The 17,168-nt window shown below is 64.9% G+C and carries 17 protein-coding genes and 1 tRNA gene; 5 read left to right on the forward strand and 13 right to left on the reverse strand.

The window, feature by feature from the left end:
* Window positions 1-344: 344 nt before the first annotated feature.
* The 5 genes from fdxA to RIN79_RS00935 form a co-directional block, all read right to left on the reverse strand.
* Complete coding sequence (gene fdxA, locus RIN79_RS00915; RefSeq protein ID WP_309082712.1) at window positions 345-683, reverse strand: ferredoxin FdxA; 339 nt, start codon at window positions 681-683, stop codon at window positions 345-347.
* A 139-nt stretch (window positions 684-822) separates the two neighbouring features.
* Window positions 823-1,203 (reverse strand): RNA-binding S4 domain-containing protein, encoded by a 381-nt coding sequence (locus tag RIN79_RS00920; protein WP_375165850.1) that lies wholly within the window; start codon window positions 1,201-1,203, stop codon window positions 823-825.
* Window positions 1,204-1,205: 2 nt separating this feature from the next.
* The gene (locus RIN79_RS00925; protein ID WP_309082714.1) at window positions 1,206-4,400 is read right to left on the reverse strand and encodes a helicase-related protein; all 3,195 of its coding nucleotides are present in this window, start codon (window positions 4,398-4,400) and stop codon (window positions 1,206-1,208) included.
* 575 nt (window positions 4,401-4,975) lie between these two features.
* Complete coding sequence (gene phbB / locus RIN79_RS00930; protein WP_309082715.1) at window positions 4,976-5,698, reverse strand: acetoacetyl-CoA reductase; 723 nt, start codon at window positions 5,696-5,698, stop codon at window positions 4,976-4,978.
* A gap of 227 nt (window positions 5,699-5,925) precedes the next feature.
* A complete protein-coding gene (locus tag RIN79_RS00935; protein ID WP_309082716.1) occupies window positions 5,926-7,107 on the reverse strand; it encodes an acetyl-CoA C-acetyltransferase in 1,182 nt (393 codons plus the stop codon).
* 260 nt (window positions 7,108-7,367) lie between these two features.
* On the opposite strand from RIN79_RS00935, the gene phaR reads away from it, so the two are divergent.
* A complete protein-coding gene (gene phaR, locus RIN79_RS00940; protein ID WP_309082717.1) occupies window positions 7,368-7,979 on the forward strand; it encodes a polyhydroxyalkanoate synthesis repressor PhaR in 612 nt (203 codons plus the stop codon).
* Window positions 7,980-8,004: 25 nt separating this feature from the next.
* On the opposite strand, the gene RIN79_RS00945 is transcribed toward phaR, so the two are convergent.
* Complete coding sequence (locus RIN79_RS00945; RefSeq protein WP_309082719.1) at window positions 8,005-8,295, reverse strand: YggT family protein; 291 nt, start codon at window positions 8,293-8,295, stop codon at window positions 8,005-8,007.
* A gap of 122 nt (window positions 8,296-8,417) precedes the next feature.
* Between RIN79_RS00945 and RIN79_RS00950 the strand changes: the two genes are divergently transcribed.
* Window positions 8,418-8,493 (forward strand) — tRNA-Ala (locus RIN79_RS00950).
* Between the two features lie 135 nt (window positions 8,494-8,628).
* Complete coding sequence (locus tag RIN79_RS00955) at window positions 8,629-9,870, forward strand: MFS transporter (protein ID WP_309082720.1); 1,242 nt, start codon at window positions 8,629-8,631, stop codon at window positions 9,868-9,870.
* Between the two features lie 10 nt (window positions 9,871-9,880).
* Here the strand turns inward: RIN79_RS00955 and RIN79_RS00960 are convergent, their stop codons facing one another.
* Window positions 9,881-10,144, reverse strand: coding sequence for a DUF2312 domain-containing protein (locus tag RIN79_RS00960; protein WP_309082721.1), 264 nt, complete (start codon window positions 10,142-10,144; stop codon window positions 9,881-9,883).
* Window positions 10,145-10,392: 248 nt separating this feature from the next.
* Between RIN79_RS00960 and typA the strand changes: the two genes are divergently transcribed.
* Window positions 10,393-12,216 (forward strand): translational GTPase TypA, encoded by a 1,824-nt coding sequence (gene typA, locus RIN79_RS00965; RefSeq protein WP_309082722.1) that lies wholly within the window; start codon window positions 10,393-10,395, stop codon window positions 12,214-12,216.
* A gap of 74 nt (window positions 12,217-12,290) precedes the next feature.
* On the forward strand, window positions 12,291-12,905 hold the full coding sequence (locus RIN79_RS00970) for a LysE family translocator (RefSeq protein ID WP_309082723.1): 615 nt from the start codon (window positions 12,291-12,293) through the stop codon (window positions 12,903-12,905).
* Here RIN79_RS00970 and RIN79_RS00975 read toward each other — a convergent pair.
* The 6 genes from RIN79_RS00975 to ccmA all read right to left on the reverse strand — a co-directional run bounded on the left by RIN79_RS00975 (window position 12,902) and on the right by ccmA (window position 17,053).
* Window positions 12,902-13,942, reverse strand: a complete 1,041-nt coding sequence (locus tag RIN79_RS00975) for a DUF2332 family protein (protein WP_309082724.1) — start codon at window positions 13,940-13,942, stop codon at window positions 12,902-12,904. The genes RIN79_RS00970 and RIN79_RS00975 overlap by 4 nt on opposite strands.
* Window positions 13,943-13,978: 36 nt before the next feature.
* Window positions 13,979-14,557 (reverse strand): DsbE family thiol:disulfide interchange protein, encoded by a 579-nt coding sequence (locus RIN79_RS00980; RefSeq protein WP_309082725.1) that lies wholly within the window; start codon window positions 14,555-14,557, stop codon window positions 13,979-13,981.
* The gene (gene ccmD, locus RIN79_RS00985; protein WP_309082726.1) at window positions 14,554-14,715 is read right to left on the reverse strand and encodes a heme exporter protein CcmD; all 162 of its coding nucleotides are present in this window, start codon (window positions 14,713-14,715) and stop codon (window positions 14,554-14,556) included. The genes RIN79_RS00980 and ccmD overlap by 4 nt, the downstream gene beginning before the upstream one ends.
* Entirely contained in the window at window positions 14,712-15,488 is a 777-nt protein-coding gene (locus RIN79_RS00990) for a heme ABC transporter permease (protein ID WP_309082727.1), read from the reverse strand. The genes ccmD and RIN79_RS00990 overlap by 4 nt, the downstream gene beginning before the upstream one ends.
* Window positions 15,489-15,558: 70 nt before the next feature.
* Window positions 15,559-16,224 (reverse strand): heme exporter protein CcmB, encoded by a 666-nt coding sequence (gene ccmB, locus RIN79_RS00995; protein WP_309082728.1) that lies wholly within the window; start codon window positions 16,222-16,224, stop codon window positions 15,559-15,561.
* Between the two features lie 226 nt (window positions 16,225-16,450).
* The gene (gene ccmA / locus RIN79_RS01000) at window positions 16,451-17,053 is read right to left on the reverse strand and encodes a heme ABC exporter ATP-binding protein CcmA (protein WP_309082729.1); all 603 of its coding nucleotides are present in this window, start codon (window positions 17,051-17,053) and stop codon (window positions 16,451-16,453) included.
* Between the last annotated feature and the right edge of the window lie 115 nt (window positions 17,054-17,168).

The following is a 17,168-nucleotide window of genomic DNA, read 5'->3' on the forward strand; positions in this document are numbered from 1 at the left end:
CCTGTTCTTGATGGGGCGGGATGAAATCCACTCCGCCCGAGGCCGCGTGCCGGTGCAATTCAAAAGCGCTGGAGGCGGATCCGGAGGATTTATTCGCAAGCTCGGCAAAAACCATCTGGCGCCAAGCTGCCCTGGTCCGGAAAGAAAACCCCACCTTCAGTGATTGTTCGTCTGCGCCTTCAAAAAGACGATAGTCTCCGGCATGTCACATATAGGTAACACAAAAAGCCGAGAGAATCAAGTATTTGCCGCAGCTGCACAGCAGCGGCCGGAGTGTGCCTCTCCGCCCGGCTTCAATGCGGCATTACGACGCGGCCGCCATCATCAGGCAAAACGCACCCTGCTCAATTCCCCTCTCCCGGGGAGGGAGAGAAGTATTTCTCAAACTTACCTTCGACGCCGTCGTAGTCCTTGGCGTCGGCGGGAGGTTCCTTCTTCGCGGTGATGTTCGGCCACTTATCGGCGAATTCCGCATTGATCTGAAGCCATTGATCCAGACCCGGCTCCGTATCGGGCTTGATCGCTTCGGCCGGGCATTCGGGCTCGCAGACGCCGCAATCGATGCATTCATCCGGGTGGATGACGAGCATGTTCTCGCCCTCGTAGAAGCAGTCGACCGGACACACCTCGATGCAATCCATGTATTTGCACTTGATGCAGTTGTCGGTCACGACATAGGTCATCTGGAGCTCCCGGCTATTCCGGTCTGGCAATCAACGGCGGGTGAGGTAGACCCTTTGCCGCGCCGTGGCAAGGTGCGCCATTCCGCTGCCCAACGTCGCAGGAGAACAGCTTTGCGGAACAGCCGAGCCTGTGCCGGCGTCAGCCGTCGCCCTGCCAATCGTCGAGGGCGCGCCGGTCTTTCTTGGTGGGGCGTCCGGCGCCGGCGTCGCGGTGCGGAGCTAAATTGAGCGGCGCGGCGGGCGCCGGTGGCGTCAGATCCTCATAGAGCAGCCGCGCCTCCTCCGCAGGCCCGCGCCGCGTACCGGGACCGACGACGCGATAGACGAGGATCCGCCGGTCGAGCGTGATGGTGAGCACATCGCCCGGGCGCACGATCTGCGAGGCCTGGTCGATTTTTTCGCGGTTGACCCGCACCCGTCCCGCCTGCGCCAATTTCGCGGCCAGCGAGCGCGACTTGACCACCCGCGCGAAGAACAGCCATTTGTCGATTCGCTGGCGTTCCTCGGCGGCCAAGGACAACCCTACTTCCTGAGCTGGTCGCGGAGCGCGGCGAGCTTGGCGAAGGGCGAATTGGGATCGATCTTGGCCGGCCTTTCCTCGCGCCGTTGCGGCCGCTCGTCGCGACGCTGCAGCCGGTTCTGCTGGCCTTCACGGCCCTCCCGGCTCTTCACGCCGCCGTTCCGCTCCCGCCCCGCTTCGGCCTGGCGGGAATGACGGGGCTTGCCCGTCGCCTGCCGCGGGCCCTCTTGCCCCTGCTGCCGCCCGTGCTTCTCCTGCCTCTGACCAGGCCGCCGCTCAAACCGCGCCTGCCGCCATATGAGCACAGGCTTTGGCACTTCGTCGGAAGCGGGTGCTGCTTCGGGAACAGTGGTTTCGGACAGCGCAGGAGAGGCTTCGCCCGCAAAATGGCTCGGCGTTTCGGCGTCGGCCGGCGTGGATGCCGTGTCCGCTACGGGAGTGGGCTCATTCACATCCGCTGGCTGCGCCGGCCCGAGGCCGGTGGCAAGCCCGCCGGTTGCAGGTTGGGTCGGCGCCGAGGTCTGATCCCGCGCCTCCCCGATGGCTTCGTGCTCGGGTGCGGAGGGCTGATCCGCTGCTGGCGATGCCTCAGAAGAAGGATCGGCCGGCCCGGCCGGATCGCCAGGCTCTTCAGAGCCGCCATCGCCGGCCGAAGCTCCAGCCTCGGCCGGATCTTCGGGCGCCGCCTCCGCCTGCGCGGGCCGATCGAGATCTGCCAGCCGGGCGCTAACCTCCTCGGCAGGTTTCGGCTCGGCGCGATAGCCCAGCCCCTTGAGGATGGCCTCCATGTCGTCCGCCGTGGCGCCGAGAATCGACATCATGGCAGGCGTGACGACAAAAGCCTCGCCGCCCAACGCGCCTTCCGGCCGCTTCCCGGTGCCCGCCTTCCAGGCGATCGCCGGGCGGATCAGGTCCGCCAGCCGCTCCAATATGTCGATGCGCACCGCTCGCCGGCCCAGATTGCGGAAGCCTGCAAGGCGATAGAAAGCCCGCTCGAAACTCGGGTCCGTGACTACGGATGTGCGCCCCGCCGCGAGGGCGGCGACCACGTCGCCGTAGCCGGGCTTGTCCTTGGCGTCGTTCTTGAGCGCCCATAGAAGCGTGGCCAGGCCCGCGGGCGCCGGCTTGATGAGCGTGGGGATGAAGATGTGATAGGCGCCGAACCGCACGCCCAGCCTGCGCAAGGCCGCGCGCGCCTCCTGGTCGAGCGCACGCACCTCCTCCGCCACGTCGCGGCGATTAAGAAGACCGAAATTCTCGACGAGCTGGAAAGCGAGCCCGCGCGCAATCCCGGAGAGCATCTCCGCCTGGCGCAGATCGAGCAGCGGCTTCAGCAGGCTCTCCACCTGGAAATTGACGAAGCGTTCCGCCCTCGCGGCGACCTTGTCGCGCGCCGGCCCGGTCAGCTGCTCGTCGGCAAGCAGGACAATGCGCGGCTTCAGGGCGTCCTCGCCCGCGGTCAGCGTCGCAACGGGAGCGCCGATCCAGCGCAGCAGGCCGTCCGAGCCGAGTGCCAGATCGCCATTGGGCGCTGCGGAGAAACGCTCGGCGCGCAGGTCGAACTCGGCAGCCAGCGCCTTCTGCGCCGCCGCTTTGACGGCCCGCGCATCCTCGCCTTCCGCAGTCCTGTCGGCGGTGAAGCGGAATCCCTGCATCTCCCCCACATGATGGCCCTCGACCAGGACCTCTCCGCTAGGGCTGACCTCTGCTTCCGGCATCGCATTCTCTCTAAGGCGCTTCATCAGCACGGAAGTCCTGCGATCAACGAAGCGTTTCGTCAATCTCTCATGCAGCGCATCGGATAGCCTGTCTTCGATCTCGCGTGTTTTTTCCTGCCAGTGTGTCGGATCGGACAGCCATCCGGGTCGATGCGAGACGAACGTCCAGGTGCGGATCTGGGCGATGCGCGCCGAAAGCGTGTCGATCTCGCCCTCTGTCGGAGAAGCCCGCTCCACCTGCTCGGCCATGTAGTCTTCGTCCACATGACCGTCGCGCGCCAGGTCCATGAAAATGGAGCTGACCAGCTCGGCATGCTGGGCGGGCGCGATCTTGCGATAGTCGGGGAGCGCGCAGGCATCCCACAGGAGCGCGACTTTCGTGCGGGTGGTCGCCAGGGCGCGCACGTCGTCGTCCCGCGAAAGATGTTCCAGCACGCGCATATCCGCGGCCGGCAAGGCTCGCGTGAGACCCTCCACCGGAGGCGCTGCTTCCAGCGATGCTTTCAGGGCGTCGATGCTCGAAATGTCGATCTCGGCCGAGCGCCACTGCAGCACCTTCACCGGCTCGAATTGATGCGTCTCTATCCGCTCCACGAGCGCATCGGGGAAAGGATCGACCTGGCCCGTCACGCCGAAAGTGCCGTCCCGCACGTGCCGGCCCGCACGACCTGCGATTTGGCCAAGCTCGGCCGCCGTCAGCTCGCGATACTGAAAGCCGTCGAATTTGTGGTTCTGGGCGAAGGCCACATGATCGACGTCGAGGTTGAGCCCCATGCCGATCGCATCGGTGGCCACCAGATAGTCCACGTCGCCCGATTGATAGAGCGCAACCTGGGCATTGCGCGTGCGGGGGCTCAGCGCCCCGAGCACGATGGCCGCGCCGCCGCGCTGGCGGCGGATCAGCTCGCCGATGGCATAGACCTCGTCCGCCGAGAAGGCGACGATCGCCGAGCGGCGCGGCAGCCGCGTGATCTTCTTTGACCCAGCATAGGTGAGCACCGACATGCGCGGTCGGGTCACCACCGAAATGCCCTTGAGTAGCCTTTCCAGTATGCCCCGCATCGTGGCTGCGCCCAGGAGCAGGGTTTCCTCCCGGCCGCGCAGATGCAAGAGCCGGTCGGTGAAGATGTGCCCGCGCTCCAGGTCCCCCGCCAGTTGCACCTCGTCGATCGCGACAAAGGCGGCGTCCGTCTCGCGCGGCATGGCCTCCACCGTGCAGACCGAGTAACGCGCGCCGGGCGGGATGATCTTCTCCTCGCCCGTGATCAGCGCCACGTCACGCTCGCCAACACGCGCGGCAACGCGGTGATAGACCTCACGCGCCAGCAGCCGCAGCGGCAGGCCAATAATGCCCGACGAATGCGCGACCATGCGCTCGATCGCCAGATGGGTCTTCCCCGTATTCGTCGGCCCCAGGACCGCCGTAACCCCTCGCCCGTCGAGCCTGGCGAGATCGCTTTTCGTCGGCTGAATATTCATACACGGAATCTCGCATGCAGAACTTGCCAAGAGCGCAAGTCCACCGCTCTTGCCGCCTCCATATAGGAAGGCCGAGAAGGAGCAAAAGGCAAAATAGCCACCCTGTTAATCCTTGGAACGACTCTGGAACGAATCGGCGACGAATCACTGACTCGCATTGATTCACTCTTTGTTCGGCACCAGAGTTGGTCCCGCCGCCGAGGAATCCAACCAGATGCTGAATCGGGTTTCGCTCTAGTGAGAAGATCGCGTGGCGCCGCATTAAGATTTGACGGGCGCGGGTCGCTCCGGTTCTGGATCGGAAGAGGCAACCCTAAGGATTTGTTCATGTTTCTTAACGGAAGCTTCCACCGAAAGCGCGTCGCCCGGTCGGAGGCGTTAACCTTCCGGCCAAAGCCGGAACGAATGGGCGACGAATCATTGTTTCGCGGAGGTTCTTGAAAGGTTCTGCACAACATGCTGTGGCCTCCACCGCCTATCAACCGATCGTGCACAGCTTTTCCACAGGCGTCGAAACATGAAAGGGCCTCGGCGTTAACAATGCCGTCCCATTTTGACGCGGTCGGCCGCTTCTCTCAGGCGATGTATTGGCCGCCATTGGCCGTCAGCGTCGAGCCGGTGATGAACCCGGCCTCATCGGCTGCAAGGAACACCACGCAGCGGGCGATCTCCTGAACTTCACCCAGCCTGCCGACCGGGATTTGTGCGATGATCTTTTCGCGCACGGTGTCAGGCACCGCCATGACCATGTCGGTGGCAACGTAACCGGGGCAGATCACGTTGGCTGTGATATTGGCCCGCGCGCCCTCCTGCGCCAGCGCCTTGACGAAACCGATCTCCCCTGCCTTGGACGCCGAGTAATTCGCCTGGCCGGCCTGTCCCTTTTGGGCGTTGATGGAGGAGATCACGATTACGCGGCCGAATTTGCGGTCGCGCATGCCGGGCCACAGGGGATGCGTCATGTTGAAGACGCCGGAGAGGTTGGTGTCGATGACCTCGCGCCACTGCGCCGGCGTCATCTTGTGGAACATCGCGTCGCGCGCGATCCCCGCATTGTTCACCAGCACGTCCACCGGGCCGAGCGCGGCTTCCACCGCCCTTATGCCGGCTACGCAGGCATCGTAGTCGGCCACCGACCAGCGGAAGGTCGGAATCCCGGTCTCCTCGTTGAAGCGTTTGGCCGCCTCTTCATTGCCGGCATAGTTTGCCGCGACGTTATAGCCGGCCTGCTTCAGCGCGATCGAGATGGCGGCGCCGATGCCGCGCGTGCCGCCCGTCACAAGTGCCGTTCTTGGCATGCAGGTCTCCCATTGAAGCCGTCATGAGCAGCCGAGCATGACCAGCCGTTATGAAAAGCAGGTGACGCGGAGGCAGCCCTGTTTCGCGCTCTGTTGGCCTATTCACCGCCTGTGCAACCCCCATAGGTCGCCGGATGGTCTAACGCCACCCCTTGGCCGCTCCCGCAGCTTTTGCAATTCTCCGGCTCGCACACCTCCTCGATGGCTGCCGTTCCCGGTCGGCGCGGTCAGCGCTCGACGCACATGGCGACACCCATACCGCCACCGATGCAGAGGGTCGCAAGGCCCTTTTTGGCGCCGCGCCGGCGCATCTCGAAGAGCAGCGTGTTGAGTATCCGCGCGCCCGACGCGCCGATAGGGTGGCCGATCGCGATCGCGCCGCCATTGACATTCACGATTTCCGGATTCCACCCCATATCCTTGTTCACGGCGCAGGCCTGTGCGGCAAATGCCTCATTCGCCTCGACCAGGTCGAGATCGTCGGCCCGCCAGCCTGCCTTTTCCAGCGCCTTGCGCGAGGCGGGGATCGGGCCCGTGCCCATCACCGCAGGATCGACGCCGGCCGTAGCCCAGGAGGCGATGCGCGCCAGAGGCTCGATGCCTCGGCGTGAAGCCTCCTCCTCGCTCATCAGAACCATGACGGCAGCGCCATCATTGATCCCGGAGGCGCTGCCCGCGGTCACCGTTCCTTCCTTGTCGAAGGCGGGGCGGAGCTTCTGCATGGCCTCGAGCGTGGCGCCGTGACGGATATACTCGTCGCTGTCGACGACCAGATCGCCCTTGCGCGTCTTCACCGTGACCGGGGCGATTTCGTCCCTGAAGCGGCCGGCCTTCTGGGCGGCTTCCGCCTTGTTCTGCGAGGCGAGCGCGAAGCGGTCCTGCTCCTCGCGGGTGATCTGGAACGCACGCGCCACGTTCTCCGCCGTCATGCCCATATGGTAGCCGTTGAAGGCATCCCACAGCCCGTCACGGATCATGGTGTCAACCATGGCGTAGTCGCCCATTTTCACCCCGCCGCGCAGATGCGCGCAGTGGGGGGAAAGGGACATGGATTCCTGGCCGCCCGCGACGACGATCCTCGCGTCCCCGCAAGCGATCTGCTGCATGCCGATGGCCGCCGCGCGCAGGCCTGAGCCGCAGACCTGGTTCAGGCCCCAGGCGGTGGCTTCCTTCGGCACGCCGGCGGCCATCGCCGCCTGCCGTGCCGGGTTCTGACCTTGGCCGGCGGTCAGGACCTGGCCGAGAATGACTTCGCTTACCTCCTGCGCCTCGACTCCGGCCCGCTCCAGCGCTGCGCGGATCGCCACACTGCCGAGCTCATGCGCAGGGATCTGCGCGAAGGCCCCGTTGAACGAGCCGACCGGCGTGCGTGCAGCGCTGGCGATCACGATGGAATTGGCAGAGGGCATGGCATTCTCCAGTGGATCGATTTCGGCAGCGGCACGGGCGCGGTACTTCCGCGTTTCGCGCTGCAGCAAGAATGCTACCGTCTGGCTTTCGCTCCGGTCAACCGCGCTTTTGCACGTGCCAGCCTGCCGGTCGGGCGGCGCGGGAGACCGGTTGCGGCGGCGCAACTAAAACTGCTTCCAATTGCGGCATTCTTTCGCATATCCTGCCCAAAAGGCAGGCAGAAGGCCGCCTTTGTTGTCTCGCCAGGGGAGCTTCTGGAATGCCTGCGAAAGACGACCCGGTGGTCATAAAAAAATACGCCAACCGCCGCCTCTACAACACCGGCACCAGCACCTATGTGACGCTCGAAGACCTCGCCCGGATGGTCAAGCGGGACGAGGATTTTGTGGTGCAGGACGCCAAAACGGGTGAGGACATCACCCATTCGGTGCTGACCCAGATCATCTTCGAACTGGAGAACGACAAGAACGGGCAGAACATGCTGCCCATTTCCTTCCTCCGCCAGCTCATCTCCTTTTACGGCGATCAGATGCAGATGGTCCTGCCGAGCTTCCTCGAGCAGTCGATGCTCGCCTTCGCCAAGGAGCAGGAACGCATGCGCGAGCAGATGAGCCAAGCCTTCGGCAAGACGCCGATCGATCTCATGTCCATGAACCTGCCCATGAAGATGATCGAGGATCAGACCCGGCGAAACATGGAGATGTTCCAGAACGCCATGCGCATGTTCACACCCGCAGCGCGCACTCCCAATGGCCGGCAGGAGGAGCCAAATCAGGCGGGAGCCGGGGGCGGAAGCTCCGATGATATGAAGGAGCTGCGCGAGCAGATCGCCGCCATGCAGCGCAAGATCGACTCGATGTCCAAGGACTGAGCGACCTCGCCGGAAGCTCCCTGTATCAGAGGAGCGCCGGTGCGATCGTGGTCCACAGCAGTTGCTGCACGAAGAAGATGATGAGGAGCAGGATGATGGGCGAGATGTCGATGCCACCCAGGTCCGGCAGGACGCTGCGGATCGGCCGCAGGGCGGGCTCGGTCACCCGGTAGAGAAAATTGCCTATCGCGCCGACGAACTGGTTGCGCGGATTGACCACGTTGAACGCGTAAAGCCAGGAGAAGATCGCCGCCCCGATGATGAACCACCAGTAGATACTGAGCGCCATGTCAATGGTGCGTAGAAGCGCGAGCATTCCGGTCTCCCCAGAGTTTCGCGACATGTAGCCACTGGCGTGCGGCCCGGCAAGTCCTGCCGCAAAGCCATGCTTGACAGCCATGGCGGCCAAGACCTAAATGCCCTCCATTCCGGCGATACGGGGCTGTAGCTCAGTTGGGAGAGCGCATCGTTCGCAATGATGAGGTCAGGGGTTCGATTCCCCTCAGCTCCACCAGCCGGGCTTTCCCGCAACAAGTTACGGAAATAGTTGGTCCAGGGCAAAATGATGCGCGCGGGACCGCGCGGATTGCGCTAAGGGGCAACCACAGCCGCCGACCTGCGGCGAGAAAACAGCGCCGCGTCACTTCCCATGGACTCCGCCGAAACTTCCGCTCCCGAGGACCGCTATGCCGCCTTCCGCCACGGCGCATTCACGCGCTATTGGCTGGCGCGTCTGCTCGCATCCTTCGCGGTGCAGATCGTCTCCGTGGCGGTCGGCTGGCAGATCTATGATCTGACGCGCGATCCCTTCGATCTCGGCCTCGTTGGCATCATCCAGTTCGCGCCCTCGCTTCTCCTGTTCCTGGTCACAGGGGCGGTGGCCGACCGCTTCGGCCGGCGCATGATCATGGGGCTGTGCATAGTCCTTGAGGCGGCTTGCGCCCTGGCGCTGCTGCTGTTCACCCTGCGCGGCCTTGGCACGGTGCTGCCGGTCTTCGCCGTCCTCGCCGTATTCGGCGTCGCGCGCGCCTTCATGGGACCCGCCTCGACATCGCTGATCGCCAACCTCGTACCGGCGGAAGACTTTGCCAATGCGGTGGCGTGGAACTCCACCGCATGGCAGGTGGCGACAATCGTCGGGCCGGTCGCAGGCGGGCTTCTCTATGGGCTTTCGGCTGAAACGGCCTACGGCACCGCGACGATATTCATGCTGGCGGGAGCGGTGCTGATCTTCTCCATCCCTAAGCCGCAGCAGCGGACGGAGTCGGAGCGCCCCACGCTGGAGACGCTCTTCGCCGGTTTCCGCTATATCTGGCAGGAAAAGATCGTGCTCGGGGCAATCTCGCTCGATCTCTTCGCCGTGCTGCTGGGCGGCGCAGTGGCACTGCTCCCCGTCTATGCGCGCGACATCCTCGATCTTGGACCTTGGGGCCTGGGGCTGCTCCGCGCCGCGCCGGGCATCGGCGCGCTGCTGGTAGCGGTCTGGCTCGCCGGCCACCCGATCCGCGACCACGCCGGCAGCATCATGTTCTTCTTCGTCGCCCTATTCGGGATCTTTACGGCCGTCTTCGGCATTTCCACCATTCCCTGGCTGTCCATCGCGGCGCTCGCCGGGCTGGGTGCTGCCGACATGTTCAGCGTCTATATCCGTGAGACCCTGATCCAGCTCTGGACCCCGGACCGGCTGCGCGGCCGCGTCAACGCGGTCAACATGGTCTTCGTGGGCGCCTCGAACGAGCTCGGCGAATTCCGTGCCGGCACCATGGCTGCCTTTGTCGGCGTGGTCCCCGCGGTGGTCTTCGGCGGGGTCGGCGCGGTGGCGATTGCGGGCCTTTGGGCGTGGCTCTTCCCGGAACTGCGCCGCGCCCGCCACCTCGACGGACGGCCTTGAGGCCCCCGGCTCAGGCCATGCCGAGCGCGGCCTTGTAGAGATCGAGGATCGCCTCCTCCTCCTGGCGCTCGGCCTGATCCTTCTTGCGCAGGCGGATGATCGTGCGCACCGCCTTCACGTCAAACCCCGATCCCTTCATCTCGGCGAAAACATCCTTGATGTCGTCGGCGATGGTCTGCTTCTCCTCCTCGAGCCGCTCGATGCGCTCGATGAAGGCGCGCAACTGCCCGGCGGCAACGGTCTGCGCTGTCTCATTCGTGATGTCGTCGGCCATGGCTTTCTCCGGCTGAAGGATGAGGTCCGCGACTCGCGGGGCGCGGCAAAGATGCGGTTCGATGCCTCAGCGAATTCGCAAGGTCAAGGCAGTTCGAACCTCTGGCAACAGGGCAGCTGAATCCCCATATGAACTTTCAATTGCCCGGCCCGTGCACCCTTTCGCACCTGCGAAAAAACCTGTATGAGCGCGGCCAACGAAATATGTGACGCGTCCCGTCGCGTCCACCGACCTCCAAAAGAGCGAACATGAAAATCCGCAATATCGCGATCATCGCCCATGTTGACCATGGCAAGACCACTCTCGTCGATGCGCTGCTGAAGCAGTCCGGTTCCGTGCGCGACAACCAGCGCGTCGAAGAGCGCGCCATGGACTCGAATGACCTCGAAAAGGAGCGCGGCATAACGATCCTGGCCAAGGCGACCTCGGTCGTCTGGAAGGATGTGCGCATCAATATCGTCGACACACCCGGCCACGCCGATTTCGGCGGCGAGGTGGAGCGCATCCTGAACATGGTGGATGGCGCGGTGTTGCTCGTGGATGCCGCCGAAGGGCCGATGCCGCAGACCAAGTTCGTGGTGGGCAAGGCGCTGAAAGTGGGCCTCAAGCCCATCGTGGCGGTGAACAAGGTCGACCGGCCGGACGCCCGGGCCGAGGAAGTGATCAACGAGGTGTTCGATCTCTTCGCCGCGCTCGATGCCACCGACGAGCAGCTCGATTTCCCGATCCTCTACGGTTCGGGCCGCGACGGCTGGATGAATGTCGATCCCGCCGGCCCGAAGGACCAGGGCCTCGCCCCGCTCTTCGACCTGGTGCTGAAGCATGTGCCGGAGCCGAAGGTGGAGGAAGGCCCGTTCCGCATGATCGGCACGATCCTCGAGGCCAACCCCTTTCTCGGCCGCATCATCACCGGGCGCATCGCCTCCGGCAGCGTCAAGCCGAACCAGGCGGTCAAGGTGCTCGGCGTCGACGGCAGCCTTCTGGAACAGGGGCGCATCTCCAAGATCCTCGCCTTCCGCGGCCTTGAGCGCACGGCGGTGGAGGAGGCCCATGCCGGCGACATCGTGGCCATCGCAGGCCTGTCGAAGGGCACTGTCGCCGATACGTTCTGCGATCCTTCCGTGACCGAGCCCATGGCTGCCCAGCCCATCGACCCGCCGACCGTCACGATGAGCTTCCTCGTCAATGACTCCCCCCTCGCCGGAACCGAGGGCGACAAGGTGACGAGCCGCGTCATTCGCGACCGCCTCTTCCGCGAGGCGGAGGGCAATGTCGCTCTGAAGATCGAGGAATCCGCCGACAAGGATTCCTTCTTCGTCTCCGGGCGTGGCGAATTGCAGCTTTCCGTGCTCATCGAGACGATGCGCCGCGAGGGCTTCGAACTTGCGGTCTCGCGCCCGCGCGTCGTCATGAAGAAGGGCGACAACGGCCAGCTGCTGGAGCCCATTGAAGAGGTCGTCATCGACGTCGACGAGGAGCATGCGGGCATCATCGTGCAGAAGCTGTCGGAGCGGAAAGCCGAGATGGTGGAACTGCGCCCCTCAGGCGGCGACCGCCAGCGCCTCGTCTTCCACGCGCCGACCCGCGGCCTGATCGGCTACCAGTCGGAGCTGCTCACCGATACCCGCGGCACGGCCGTGATGAACCGGCTGTTCCATTCCTACCAGCCCTATAAGGGCGAGATTCCAGGACGGGTGAACGGCGTTCTGATCGCCAACGAGCCGGGCGAGGCGGTGGCCTATGCGCTCTGGAACCTGGAAGATCGCGGACCGATGGTCATCGATCCGGGCACCAAGGTCTATCAGGGCATGATCATCGGCATCCATTCCAGGGACAACGACCTGGAGGTGAATGTGCTGAAGGGCAAGAAGCTCACCAACATCCGCGCCGCCGGCAAGGACGAGGCGGTCAAGCTTACGCCCCCGATCCGCATGACGCTGGAGCGTGCGCTCTCCTGGATCCAGGACGACGAGCTGGTGGAGGTGACGCCGAAGTCAATCCGCCTCAGAAAGCTTTATCTCGACCCCAACGAGCGCAAGCGTTTTGAGAAGCAGAGGCTCGCGGTCGCATAGGCCGATGGGGCGGGGTATTTCTCACCCCGCGTAAAACGGCTATCATCGCCGCCGGCTGAATGGACGGCGGCATCATGGACCTTTCCTCGCTGATCATATTCGCCGGCGCGCTCTTCGTTGCGGCCGGCTCGCCGGGGCCCAGCGTTGCGGCGCTAGTAGCGCGGGTCATCGCGCGCGGGTTCAGCGACGTCTTTCCTTTCCTGCTTGCCATGTGGATCGGCGAGGCGATCTGGCTTTCCTGCGCGATCTTCGGCCTGGCCTTCATCGCCGAGACGTTTCACCTTGCCTTCCTCCTCATCAAATATGCGGGCGTAGCCTATCTCCTCTATCTGGCCTGGAAGATGTGGACGGCGCCGGTCGCTGTGGAAGCCGGGGAGCTCCCCGAGACGGGCGGCCGCTGGAAGCTCTTCTTCACGGGGATGGCCGTCACGCTCGGCAATCCGAAAATCATGATGTTCTATCTGGCGCTGCTCCCCACCATCATTGATCTTTCGGCCGTCGGCTTCGTCGGCTGGGCGGAGCTTACCGGGACAATGCTCCTGGTGTTGATCGCGGTGGATTTCGCGTGGATCATAGCTGCCGCCCAGGCGCGCCGGCTGCTGAAGAGCGCCCGGGCTCTGCGCATCGCCAACCGCGCAAGCGCCTCGATGATGGCGGGAGCCGCCGTGGCGATCGCAGCCCGGAACTAGGCTTCCCGGCCTCCCAGCCACTCGATCCAACGCCCGTGATAGTCGCAGTGGGCGAGGTCGCGCGCCTCGCCGCCCGGCCAAAATGTCAAGCGCAGGGTCGCGAAGGGCTCCGCCGTTGAAATCGGCTCCATGCGGAGCCACGCGATCGGCGCCGCGTCCGCGGCGTTGCCGGCTTCATCGAGGACAGTTTCGATGCGGCGCTGGGTCCTGTCCGGCACGTACTGCCACATGATGGAATGGAAGAGGACGAAGACCTCGTCCTGGCTTCGCGCCGCAACCTCCCGCTCGAGGAAATCCGCGGCGTCGGCCTTCTCGACCTGCACCGCTGTTTCGCGGGCGAGGGAGATGGCTGCATCGAGCCGCTCCAGCCTTGCTTGCTGATCCGCCCAGACGAAGGATTTCAGGCGCAGCGCTTCGGCACTGTCGCTCACATCGAGCGGCGCCGTGTCGCACCCGGCGCGCGACGCGATGTCGAGGAAGCCGCCGAGCGGCGGCGCTTTGCCCCGCACTTCCGGCGCGAGTTTTACGGGCGAGGCCTCATCGCCCCAGCACGTATCGCCGTAGCGATAGTGGAACCGGTCGAAAAGGAGGTTGAGCCCGGCGCTCGCCCCGATCTCGCGGACGGCCATGGGCATGCCCGTTTCCCGTCCGATGGCCAGGAACCCGGGCAGGAGCATCGCGGCCCGGGCGATCTCGTTGGTCTGCGGCGGCGAGCCGAGGGCTTGAGCCAGGCGCGCATCGTGACGGTGCAGAGCGCCGGAGACCGCCTTCTCCAATGCCTCGTCGGAGACGTCGTTGGGCGGATAGGCTTCGGCAAGCTCGGCGTCGTCGCCGGACAGCACCAGTCGGTGCAAGGCGCCGATGAGCCTCAGGGCCAGAGCGTCGGCGCGGGCATCTCCCGGCCAAGCGGCGATCAGGCCGCCGGCCACCGTGTCTTCCGCCAGCAATCGGGGCAGCATGCGGCAGAGGCGGGCGGTGAAGGGAGAGCCCAGCCGGTCGCAAGCCCTTGCCTGCCCTTCAAAATGCTCCTGTTGCATCGCAAACCGCTCCTTCGCCGATCGGCAGCCCAAGCCTCACGAGCGCTCGGAAAGCGCCTGCTCGATCTGGGGCATCAAATCCTCGCGCAGGCTTTCCGGCGTGAACGGCCCCACATGCTTGTAGCGGATCCTGCCGTCCGGCCCGACGAGGAACGTTTCCGGCACGCCATAGACGCCCCATTCGATCGCCCCGCGTCCGGTCCGGTCGACTCCGATCGCGTCGAAGGGATTGCCGAGCTCGCCGAGGAAGCGGCGGGCGTTTTCCGGCTGGTCCTTGTAGTTGAGGCCGACGAGCCGGATATCGCTTTCGCCCGCCAACTCCATCAGCAGCGGATGCTCCTGCCGGCAGGGCACGCACCAGGAGCCCCAGACATTCACCAGCGTCACCTTGCCGGCAAAATCGGCGGGATCGACGCCCGGCAGAGGGAGGCCTTCCAGCGGCGGAAGCTCCGTCTGCGGGGCTGGCTGGCCTATGAGGGCGGAGGGGACGACAGAGGTGTCGCGGCCGGAGAAGAGCTGGACGAGGAACACCGCCGAAAGCGCCAGGAAGGCGGCAAGCGGCATGAGGAGGATCAGCCGGCGCCGTCTCGGCGAGATCTCGTCCGCCGCGCTCATTCGGGAGCCTTCGCGGAGCGCCGCCGTATGCCGCGCGCTTCAAGCTCCTTCAGCATGCGCTTCTGCGCCGACTGGTCGAATATGATCCAGCCGATCAGCCCGGCGATGGCAAGTGTCGAAACGCCGTAAGCGGCTGCCACGTAAGCCAGATGCGTCATGCCCTGTGCTCCGCCGCCGGTCCGGCCTCGGCTGCGCGGGCGGAAAGCCGGCGCATGGCGATCACCCGCCTTCGCCAGATCTCGGCGCGCATGGCCATGAGGTGGAGCGCAAGGAACAGGAATGTGAAGCCCAGAGCGCAGATCAAGAGCGGCCAGAGCAGGCTTGGGTGGATGGTAGGCCCGTCCAGCCGGAACACTGAGGCGGGCTGGTGCAGCGTGTTCCACCAGTCCACGGAGAACTTTATGATGGGAATATTGATGAAGCCGACCAGCGTCAGGATCGCCGCCGCCCGCGCCGCCCGGCCGGGGTCGTCCAGCGCCCGGGTCAGGGCGATGATGCCCAGATACATCAGGAACAGTACGAAGACCGAGGTCAGCCGTGCATCCCACACCCACCAGGTGCCCCACATCGGCTTGCCCCAGATCGAGCCGGTGGCGAGCGCGAGCGCCGTGAAGACAGCGCCGATGGGCGCAGCCGCCTTGAGCGACACGTCGGCCAACGGATGCCGCCATACCAGCGTGCCGAGCGCCGATCCCGCCATCATCGCGTAGCAGAACATGGAAAGCCAGGCGAAGGGCACGTGGATGTACATGATGCGCACGGTGGAGCCCTGCTGGTAATCCTCGGGCGCCGCGAAGGCCATGACCAGCCCGACCGCCAGCACCAGACCCGCCGCTGTCGAAAGCCAAGGCAGCACCGTGTCTGCCAGCGCGAGAAACCTCGATGGGTTGGCGATGTCTGTCCAGCGGCGGACGGCGGCGTTCTGGCTCATGGGTCCTAGATAGAATGACCTGCCTTTCCGCGCAATCGAGGGGCGGTCAACGAGACGTGAGGCCTTTTGTCTATTCGGCTGCGCCGCGCAGCGCGAAGGCGGCGGCCGCGCATCCGATCACCGCAAAAAACAGGGTCAGCGCAGTCAGGATGAGAAAGGGCGGCAGGAAGGGGTCCGGCTCCGCCACCGCTCCGCGCGTCGCCGAGACGCCGAAGATGAGCACCGGGATGGTGAGCGGCAGGATGAGCACGGAGACCAGCAGCCCGCCGCGCGGCAGCGCCGCCGTCAGCGCCGCCCCGACCGCACCGATGAAGGTGATCGCTGGCGTTCCCACCAGGAGGGTCAGCGTTGCGGCGGCAAGACCCGGCAGCGGTACGTTCATGAAAAGGCCGAGGAGCGGGGCGATCAGCACGAGGGGCAGCACGCCGGTTGTCCAATGTGCCAAGCATTTAGACAACACCGTCAGCGCCACCATATGCCGGCTGTCGGCCATCAGAAGAAGATCGAGCGTGCCGTCCTCGCGGTCGGCCTGGAACAGGCGCTCGAGGCCCAGAAGGCTCGCCAGCAGCGCCCCGATCCAGAGGATCGCCGGGCCGATGCGGGCAAGAAAGTTCAGGTCCGGGCCGACGCCGAAGGGAATGACGGCGACGACGGCCAGGAAAAACAGTACACCCGTCAGCGCGCCGCTGCCTGACCGGATGCCGAGCTTTGCTTCGCGGAGATAGAGGGCAAGCATCAGCGGGCGGCCCGTTTGGAAATGCGTTGCCCCTGCGCGCGCCCCTCCGGGCTGCCGCCCATCTCCCACACAAAGGGGGGGATCAGGCCGGCCGCTTGCTCCGGCATTTTTGCCGCGATGTGGGCGATTGGCGAAAGTCTGCCTGACCGCCGGTCTCCCCCCTTGTGAGGGAGATGTCCGGCAGGACAGAGGGGGGCGCGGCGAGTACTGACAATAGAGACTATTCTCATTCCCCCATCCTCAATTCCCGTGCCCCCTTTAGCCCCAGCGGGAGATGCGTCGCGGCAACAATGATGCCACCGTCTCCAAGATGGCCGCGCATCAGCTCCGCAAACCGCGCTTCGGCGGTTCGGTCGAGGCCCGCAGTCGGCTCGTCGAGCAGCCAGACGGGGCGGTGCGAGACGAGCAGCCGGGCGATCGCGGCGCGCCGGCGCTGGCCGGTGGAGAGGTAGCCGAAGGGCAGGTGGGAAATATCGCCCAAACCCACCATCTCCAGCGCCTCAACAGGTGAAAGCAGCGGCTCGCCCAGAAAATCGCACCAGAAGGCGAGATTCTCTACCAGGCTCAATGCGGTCTTCATCCCGTTCAGATGGCCAAGATAGTGGCAGGCCGCCTTCGCATCCGGAAAAGTCTCGCCTCCGCCGGACAACTGCACTGTGCCTTCCGCCGGCAGGAGCAGCCCGGCGATGACGCGCAGAAGCGTCGATTTGCCCGCTCCGTTTGGACCCGTGACTAACAGGGCCTGACCGGGATCGAGGGAAAAGGAGATGTTCGAAAAGATCAGTTCTCCGCCGCGCTCGCCGCTTACGTTCTCGGCGACAAGCCGCATGGTCCTTTTCCCCTCCAGCGATCGATCGCGGTTCTCCAAGCGCGGCAAAATGTGTCGCCTGCCGCCGGTGAAATGCCGTCACGCTATAGAACTCTTTTACGAATTTCTCTATATG

Origin of the sequence: Chelativorans sp., assembly GCF_031180965.1 — a bacterium.
Classification (GTDB): domain Bacteria; phylum Pseudomonadota; class Alphaproteobacteria; order Rhizobiales; family Rhizobiaceae; genus Chelativorans.